The sequence below is a fragment of the Listeria floridensis FSL S10-1187 genome, from assembly GCF_000525875.1.
GTDB classification, from domain to species: Bacteria; Bacillota; Bacilli; order Lactobacillales; family Listeriaceae; genus Listeria; species Listeria floridensis.
On sequence record NZ_AODF01000010.1, the window covers coordinates 64,093 to 72,710 of the forward strand.

The window sequence follows — 8,618 nt, forward strand, 5'->3', positions numbered from 1 at the left end:
CTCATTCCCCTTCCTCGTTAAAAGCCGTCATTGGTGAAAAACTTCGGTTTTCTCTCCCCGAATCTGTGCGGCTTAGCGCCATTTTTCGACTTGCTTGCTCTATCAGCGTTTCTTGAATATTCAGTGCTGGCTTGCCGCGTTTATCTAGTTTTTGATACACACCGTCTGAACCCAGTTTCCGCGTCTTCACGTTATCATGAAACATTCCGTCAAACTCACGTTCAATCTTCGCCTTCACAGCTTCATCCTTCACCGGAAACATCAGTTCCACGCGGCGCTTCAAATTACGGTGCATCAAATCGGCACTTGATAAAAACAACAGCTTCGCTCCGTTTGCATAAAACTCATAAATCCGGCTATGCTCAAGCAACCGATCGACAATCGAATGCACCTCAATATTCTCACTCAAACCTTCCACGCCTGGTTTTAAACAGCAAATTCCGCGCACAATTAGTTCAATTTTGACTCCTGCTTGCGACGCCGCATATAGTGCTTCTATCATATCCACATCCGAAAGTGAATTCATTTTCATCTTAATCGAAGCCGCCTTGCCTTTCCGCGCCGCTTTCGCTTCATCCTTAATCAAGTCGAGCAAAGTCGGTTTCAAAAACATCGGCGCAATAATCAGCTCATAGAAATTAGGCGGTTCCGAGTATCCCGAGAGCATATTGAAAATATTTGAAGCATCAATCCCCATTTCTGCATTTGCCGTCAAAATTCCCATATCCGTATAAAAGCGTGCCGTACTATCATTGTAGTTGCCCGTTCCCATATGCATGTAGCGTCTAATCCCGTCTTCCTCGCGCCTCACAACGAGCGTTAGCTTACAATGTGTCTTCAGCCCTACCAACCCGTAGATGACGTGACAGCCAGCCTTTTCAAGCTCCTGCGCCCAGTAAATATTGTTTTCTTCATCAAAGCGTGCTTTCACTTCAACAAGCACCGTTACCTGCTTGCCATTTTCTGCTGCCTCGCCTAAGTATTTAATAATCGGTGAATCGCCTGAAACCCGGTACAATGTCATCTTAATCGCAAGCACCGCCTCATCCCCGCTGCTTGCCGCACAAATTCAATGACCGGATCAAACGAATCATATGGATGGTGCAGAAAAATGTCTCTACCCCGAATCTGATCAAACATATTGCTCCGCATCAAATTCGCATCCAAATACGGACGAAACGGTGCAAACTCAAGTTCTGACTTACCTTCCACCTTGCCCGCAAGCTTCGACAGAAATGTGAAATCAAGCGGGCCCTTAATATAATAAATATCCTCATCATACCCTTTAAGTAGCTTCACCAATTTTTTCAGCAAATGCTTGCTAATCTCAGCATCCACCTCAAGCCGAATCACATTACTGCGTTCCCGCTTTCTCAACTGTTCTTCAATCTCTTTCAGCAAATCCGAAGCATCCTTCTCTGCCACGTCCATATCCATATTACGCATCACACGGTAAAATGCCGTTTCCTTGATCTCATATCCGATAAAAAATCGACTGAGATAATATTTCACAATATCCTCAAGCAAAACAAAATCATTTTGACCCGCCGCACCTGGCAACTTTATCACCCGATCAAAAACCGTTGGAACTTGCACCGTCGCAAATTCCTTTTTCTTCGGATTATTCTCCTTATGAATCAATACCGCAATGTTGATGCTCGTATTGACAATCAGCGGAAATGGGCGCGATGAATCAACCGCCATGGGAGTTACAACCGGATAGACTTCCTGCTCAAAAAAATGATGCACAAAAGCGCGTTGACGCTCCGACAATTCATCCATTCCAAGAAGGCGAATTCCCTCCTCATTCAAAAGTTTTACAAGCGTCCGATTCCAAGTATTATACTGTTTATGCACCATTTTGTGTGTCACTTCTCCGATTTGCTGCAATTGCTCTTTTGGAGAAAGGCCAGCCGCATCAGGCTTCTCAAAATCTACCGAGATCATCTTTTTCAAACTTGCAACCCTCACCATAAAAAACTCATCCAAATTACTTGCCGTTATTCCTAAAAATTTAATACGTTCCAAAAGCGGATTCTCTTTATCACGGGCTTCTTCTAGGACGCGGTCGTTAAATGACAGCCAGCTGAGCTCCCGGTTCGTAAAGTTTGCCGCTTCGCTCATTTTGCCTCCCCCTTCTCTTTTAGTTGCGGTGTGACGCCGAATACCTCTTCAAAAAAAGCAGCTTTTTCATTAAAAGTCCATTTTTCAAGCATCAAATCATCATTCGCCCAAACTGAAAGCTGCAGAAACTCCCTTTTTAGTGAAACTGAAACCTTAGTTACTTTCTGCTGATGACTATCATCAAGCGCATCCGCTAGCCGTAAAATCGCAGTCAATTTTGCGGTAATCAACTGATTTTCAGGTGGCAGTTTACTAAAATGATGCAAGTTCAGCGATGGCGTTTCCGAACTGTGGTAACGCGCGATCGCCCCAACCATTCTCAGCTCCTCATCCGAAAGTCCGATAAATTCCGTTGCATGAATAATATATTCTGAATGCGCATAGTGGTTATTCATATCAATATAGCTCCCAATATCCTGTAAAATAGCCGCTAACTGCAGCAATAGACGTTCCCTTTTTCGAAGCCCATGCAGCGGCTTAAGTTGATCAAACAAATGCAGCGCTTCTTTTTCGACAAACCGTTCATGTTCCTGATCCGTCATGTAGCGGCGCGCCACCTGCCGCGCCGCAGCCGGAAGATCCGCAAGAAAATCGTGCGTCAACTTAATTTTTTTCTGACTGATTGATTCCTCTACCAAAATACCATCCACAAGTTCCGCATCCGAAAGCAAGATTTCTTCTGCACCCGTCACTTTAAGCAGCTCCTTCAAAAGCATCGCTGACGGAAGCAACTGCGAAACCGAATCCCAAGACAACTGATACATTTTCGCAAGCTGTTTCTCCGGTGTCTCCAAAATATGATCATATAGTTCATAAAAATAGTCGACATTCATTTGATCTGCAAGTTTTTTTTTCAAAAAACGCTCGCTTAAACGAAAGCAGTTCCGTGCCAATCAAAATAAAATGTTTATAATCCACATTTTTTGGTGCGAACTGCGCATAGTCCCTTATTTTACTGAAAATATAATCTTCCAATAGATCCTTAAAATTACTTGTTTCGCCTTTCAATTTTGCAAGCAACTCACGAACCCGAAGCGGTCCCAATTTAATATTCCTTGAAAACATAAAATTACCTTCATCATAGACTGTCAGTTGAATACTTCCCGTTCCAATGTCAATCAACATCGTACCTTCTTGAATCAGCGTGCTGAAATCAGGCGTCCGCCATGCGGCCGCTTGATTATGTAAAAACCGCTCCATTCCATTTGAAATCCCTTCAAGCCAGAGCCCTGTTTGAATTCTAATCTGTTCTTTAATATAGTCAGCATTTGAAGCTTCTTGCACCGAAGAAACCGTTACCGCTCGGTAGTCTTCCACCCCGTATTCCTTTAAAAGCTGTACAAAGCCACGTAATGCTTCCGCTACTTGCTGTACAGTCCTTGCTTCAATCTTACCGCCGTTATAAATATCCGTACCGATTGATACCTCAGCTTTCACATACTCAAGTAGCTCTTGTTTTCTGATATCCATAATTTTCAAAATAACATTTTGCGATCCCACCGTTATCGCTGCAAAAAATTTTGAGTTTCCCATCCAGCTCCTCCCCTTCTCTTTTTTACTTATATAGCCGTTTCTGATCAAAGCTAACCCTGATAAACACAAGTTTTAGCTGGTAAAAAAAAAGCAGCAGTTCCCTAGTTTGCTTAAAGCTCATCATGAAGCAAAACTGATGTCTTTACAAAAAAAAGAACCCTATTAGTTCGCTTTACTGAAAATATGATTTAATCATGCTCAATTACTTCCTTGATCATTTCTAACTTATTCAGTTTTACTTGTATAACCGATTTCCGAGAATAGCATAAATCTCATCATCAAATTCTTTCGTCTCTGCTTAGCTCGAATTCTCAGCAACCGATGTTTTTGCAACTAATTCCTTCATTCGATCAATCTTTTGATCACTTAAGAAACGAATTGGCATCATTAATACTTCCCTCCCAATTTTCTTTTTTCCAAACCAACTGAAATCACGCGATGCACATCAATTTAATACAGCCTAATATCTTTCATGACCCGTACCTAAAGAAACACCATTTTCTTTCTTCATATCATTCTTATTGATTTTTTTCATTTTCAAAATCCAATAATTCAGTTAACCATTTCCATTTCTGCACCATCAGCCAGTATCTTTACCGTTTTGACTTTGATTTTGACCCGTTTTTGAAACCTTGCAATACTCGAAATCCTTGCTAACTCAGATTCAGTCGAAATCCCATATTTCTATCTAAATTTTGTAATAGCGTAAGCCGCTTTAGATCAGTACATTTACGATTCGATTTGATATCTTTATCAGACGATGCTACAGCAACAAAACCAACTTTATTTTCTTCTTTCAAAAACAAAGAAATAAAGATGGATGCGGTCAAAGGACAAGCGTATCTGATTCTTATCCTAAGGTTTTTAACTCCATAAAAAAAACGGCCGATACAAAGGGAGGTATCGGCCTTGAAAAGGTAGGGAGATTTTCATCTCATGAAAAAGGTTGTTATTAGCTTATTTCTATAGTAACGCGTAATCTTGAAATTTCTGAGATGTAATTATGAAAAAAATATGAACAATATTTATTCCGAAAGTTCAGCTTCACGCTTCATCGTTGCTTCGATACTGTGCATCACACTTGCGACAAAAGCATCGTCCATTAAAGAGGCTACTCCCGCAATCGTTGTGCCACCTGGCGAAGACACTTGATCCACTAGCTCATAAGGATGAATTCCACTTTCAAGCACCATTTTCGCACTGCCAAGCACCGTTTGCGCGGCAATTTCGAGCGCTTGTTTTCGAGCAAGTCCTGCTTTCACACCAGCCCGTGCCATTGCATCAATAAAAATGTAGATAAATGCCGGAGAACTTCCCGCTAAAGCTGCAAACGTACTGAAATCTTTTTCAGGAATAACAGCCACGTCACCAACCGCTTCAAAAATTGATTTAACATTTTGTTCGTCTTCCGCAGTCGCAAGCTCGTTACCGCAAAGTCCGGACATTGATTCACCAATTGTGGCATTAACATTCGGCATCACCCGCATAATTCGCGTTTCATTCCCAACAAACTCCGCAAGCTGCGCGAGACTGAGCCCAGCAGCAATCGAAACCATCAGTGGTTTCTTTTCTTCAAAAGCCGACTTCAAATCCGGTAAAATCAATTCAAACACGTAAGGCTTAACTGCGACAATGACAACATCAGCTTGTAAAACCAGTTCCTTGGCTGCAGAAATCACCGTCACGCCCGTCTCTTCCCCAAAACGCTCTGCTTTTTCTTGCGTCCGGTTATAAATTAAAATATCCTTGGCTGGCATTTCCTTAACGAGACCGTAAATAATTGCACTCGCCATGTTGCCGACTCCGATAAAACCAACTTTCATTTCCATCTGCTCCTCTCTGTCTATCCTAGTAAAATATAGCACTGATCAGCAAAAAACGCACCCATTAAGAGTGCGCATCCGCTTATTCCTTTTCAAATTTCTGTACAACTGGCGTTTGCGGTTTATCTCGTATCAAGAAACTCAAAAGCATTCCAAGTGCTGCAAAAACGACCGAGACAACAAATGCAGCTGTCATGCCGTTTAGACTTGCATCCGTAGCTTTTTGTGCAAAGCCTTGTGGGTCAGTAGCCATGAGCGCCTTTGAAGGCATATTGTTTTTCGTCACATTCGTGAGCACCGTAATCATCAGCGCCGTACCAATCGAGCCGGCAATTTGCCGAATCGTATTATTAACCGCCGACCCATGATTAATCAAATGGTTTGGAAGAGCATTCATCCCAGCTGTTCCGACCGGCATCATCGCCATCGAAATCCCTAAGAACCGAATCGCATAAAATATCATTAATAGCCAGAATGGTGTATCTGCTGTAAGGAACATGAATGGTATCGTCCCACCAGTTAAAATTGTAAGCCCGATGATCGTCAGCCATCTTGCCCCAATCCTATCAAAGATAATCCCAGTAATCGGGCTCATCACCCCCATAAGAAGCGCACCAGGAAGCAGTAGCAATCCAGATTGAAGTGCAGATTCACCGCGGATATTTTGAATATAAAGCGGCAATACGATCGAAACCCCGATCATCGCCATCGTAACAATCGAACCGATAATAACTGAAAGCGAAAACATGGGATATTTAAAGACTCTAAATTCAAGAATCGGATTATCAATTTTAAGTTGGCGCCAAATAAAGAGTACCGTAACCACCGCACCAATAATCAAAGTTGTCACGACAATCGGATCACCCCAACCATCATTTCCGGCAGCACTGAATCCATAAAGTAGTGATCCAAACCCAATCGAAGATAAAACGATCGAGAAAAAGTCAATCTTGATATCCGTTAATTTAACAACCTTCTTCATTCCGAAGAACGAAAGAATAATATCAATAACAGCGATTGGCAGTAGTATCCAGAAAAGAACGCGCCAATCAAAAGAGTCAACGATCCAACCAGAAAGTGTTGGTCCAATTGCCGGAGCAAACGCCATGACAAGGCCCATAATCCCCATCGCTGCTCCCCGTTTATCCCTTGGGAAAATCAAAAGAAAAATCGTTTGAAGAAGCGGCATCATGATACCAGCCCCAGCAGCTTGGACAATACGTCCGACAAGAAGCATCGGGAACGAGCCCGCTAGTGCTGCTATTAAAGTCCCTGTTGCAAAAACAATCATCGCAGTAATAAATAATACCTTCGAACTGATTTTTTCAATTAGTAAAGCTGTAACGGGAATCATAATCCCATTTGTAAGTAAAAAAGCTGTTGTTAGCCACTGACCAGTTGCCGCAGTGATATCCATATCCTTCATAATCATCGGCAGTGCTGTGGCAAGTAGCGTTTGGTTAAGTACTGCTACAAACGCTCCTATAATCATTGTAACTACCAGTAACGTTCGATTAAATGGTTTTCCATTTACATCAACTGGTTTTTCTCCTGCAATTGCGTTCACATAGACTTCCCCTTCCATATATAGCATTTCTATGAGTGAGTAATAGTAGTATAATCCAGATAAACTAAATAGTCAAACAAAAATGACCATATAGTCATTTTTTATAATAATCCATTTACCTGAACTTCCAGCTGTATAATTTCACGCTCGAGATTACGAGGTACTTGTTGTTTTAAATAGAGCAATGCACCTTGAATAATAAAATCACGCGGTGTTTCCTTGTTGTTTAATTCTGCGAGCAAGGCGTTTAAAGTCTCCTTGTACTGCCATTTATCTGAATCCGCAATTTTCTCAAGTTCAATTTTTTTAAGTAGATCTTCTATCAAACCCTTTAATTTGCCCATTTGACGTTTCCTAATCATCAAGTGATCTGGCGTAAAGCCGAGCATATCTTCATCAGTCAGAAGAATATCCCCTGTTTCAGCAATATCCTTTACAATAGCTTCCATGCGATTCAGCACATAATCAATCGCCTTTGAAATTTGATCCGACTCCTGATCCTGATTTTGCTTACTTGAAACAAATACAAACAGTAAAATCATTCCTGTAAGCGTCATGGCAAGGTCATTCAAATACGGTTTCATTTCTTCACCATACACAAGTAAAATCTGTGCCTTAATCCATTCAAAACTCCGCGAACGAACACTAAGCAAGAACTGATTAAAATCATCATCAAGAGTTGCTTGAGAAAAGCTGATATTCAAGATTTCTGCATTTTTAATATGAAACCTAACAAGAAGTTCAATCGCTTTTCTAAATTTTTCTTTTTGTGATTTGTCTTCATCTTGCATAAAACGATCAAGTTTTTGATACAGCACCGAGTATTCCTGTTTAAAAATCGTGATCGCTAATTCTTCCTTTGAGGTGAAATAATTATAGAATGTCCCTTTGGAAATCTCGCTTGCTTCGACAATATCCGCTACAGACGTCAGTAAATATCCTTTTTTTCGAAAGATATCCTTGGCTTTGCCAAGGATACGCCGTTTTTTATCATTCAAAGTCTCATCTCCCTAACAAATTTATACCAATAGTATATTAAATATTGACTCATAGTTCAAGTTTTAGATAAAAAAGAACGCCTATCAGAATAGACGTTCTTTTTTATGATGCCGGCTGCAAGAGTCGAACTCGCGACCTACTGATTACAAATCAGTTGCTCTACCAACTGAGCTAAGCCGGCCTTATTTAATATATAATAAGCCACTTGCCGGGCTTGAACCGGCGACCTCTTCCTTACCATGGAAGCGCTCTACCAACTGAGCTAAAGCGGCAAAAGCTTTTTTATACAAAAAGGCTCCACAGGCAGGACTCGAACCTGCGACCGATCGGTTAACAGCCGATTGCTCTACCAACTGAGCTACTGTGGAATAATAAACGTGCCCGGCAGCGACCTACTCTCACAGGGGGAAGCCCCCAACTACCATCGGCGCGGAGAAGCTTAACTACCGTGTTCGGGATGGGAACGGGTGTGACCTTCTCGCCATAGCCACCAGACAAGTTTGACTGAAAGAACGTTGTTCTCTCAAAACTAGAGAAGAAAAGGGTTCAAAAAACCAGGGAATCAAAGTTTG

At 41.6% G+C, this 8,618-nt stretch carries 5 protein-coding genes, 3 tRNA genes, 1 rRNA gene and 1 pseudogene; all 10 read right to left on the bottom strand.

What is annotated here, in order from left to right; all coding sequences use genetic code 11:
- Window position 1: 1 nt before the first annotated feature.
- A pseudogene (gene ppk1 / locus MFLO_RS17185) lies at window positions 2-2,124 on the bottom strand (polyphosphate kinase 1); the annotation flags it as partial.
- Window positions 2,121-2,981, bottom strand: a complete 861-nt coding sequence (locus tag MFLO_RS16320) for a hypothetical protein (protein WP_241433556.1) — start codon at window positions 2,979-2,981, stop codon at window positions 2,121-2,123. The pseudogene ppk1 and the gene MFLO_RS16320, both read right to left, overlap by 4 nt.
- Entirely contained in the window at window positions 2,935-3,657 is a 723-nt protein-coding gene (locus MFLO_RS16325) for a Ppx/GppA phosphatase family protein (protein ID WP_241433557.1), read from the bottom strand. The genes MFLO_RS16320 and MFLO_RS16325 overlap by 47 nt, the downstream gene beginning before the upstream one ends.
- A gap of 1,025 nt (window positions 3,658-4,682) precedes the next feature.
- A complete protein-coding gene (gene proC / locus MFLO_RS05850) occupies window positions 4,683-5,486 on the bottom strand; it encodes a pyrroline-5-carboxylate reductase (RefSeq protein ID WP_241433558.1) in 804 nt (267 codons plus the stop codon).
- Window positions 5,487-5,562: 76 nt separating this feature from the next.
- Window positions 5,563-7,047 carry a DHA2 family efflux MFS transporter permease subunit gene (locus tag MFLO_RS05855; protein WP_036097007.1) on the bottom strand — a complete coding sequence of 495 codons (1,485 nt, stop codon included), beginning with the start codon at window positions 7,045-7,047 and terminating at the stop codon, window positions 5,563-5,565.
- Window positions 7,048-7,148: 101 nt separating this feature from the next.
- Complete coding sequence (locus MFLO_RS05860; protein ID WP_036096989.1) at window positions 7,149-8,045, bottom strand: TetR/AcrR family transcriptional regulator; 897 nt, start codon at window positions 8,043-8,045, stop codon at window positions 7,149-7,151.
- 109 nt (window positions 8,046-8,154) lie between these two features.
- Window positions 8,155-8,227: transfer RNA gene (locus tag MFLO_RS05865), tRNA-Thr, on the bottom strand.
- A gap of 18 nt (window positions 8,228-8,245) precedes the next feature.
- Window positions 8,246-8,318 (bottom strand) — tRNA-Thr (locus MFLO_RS05870).
- A 23-nt stretch (window positions 8,319-8,341) separates the two neighbouring features.
- Window positions 8,342-8,414 (bottom strand) — tRNA-Asn (locus MFLO_RS05875).
- 11 nt (window positions 8,415-8,425) lie between these two features.
- Window positions 8,426-8,541: ribosomal RNA gene (rrf, locus tag MFLO_RS05880) — 5S ribosomal RNA — on the bottom strand.
- Window positions 8,542-8,618: the final 77 nt, after the last annotated feature.

What these genes read in the sequence shown, in the direction of transcription:
- MFLO_RS16325 (WP_241433557.1), bottom strand. Translation starts at nt 3,657, where the DNA reads ATGGGAAACTCAAAATTTTTTGCAGCGATAACGGTGGGATCGCAAAAT.
- proC (WP_241433558.1), bottom strand. Translation starts at nt 5,486, where the DNA reads ATGGAAATGAAAGTTGGTTTTATCGGAGTCGGCAACATGGCGAGTGCA.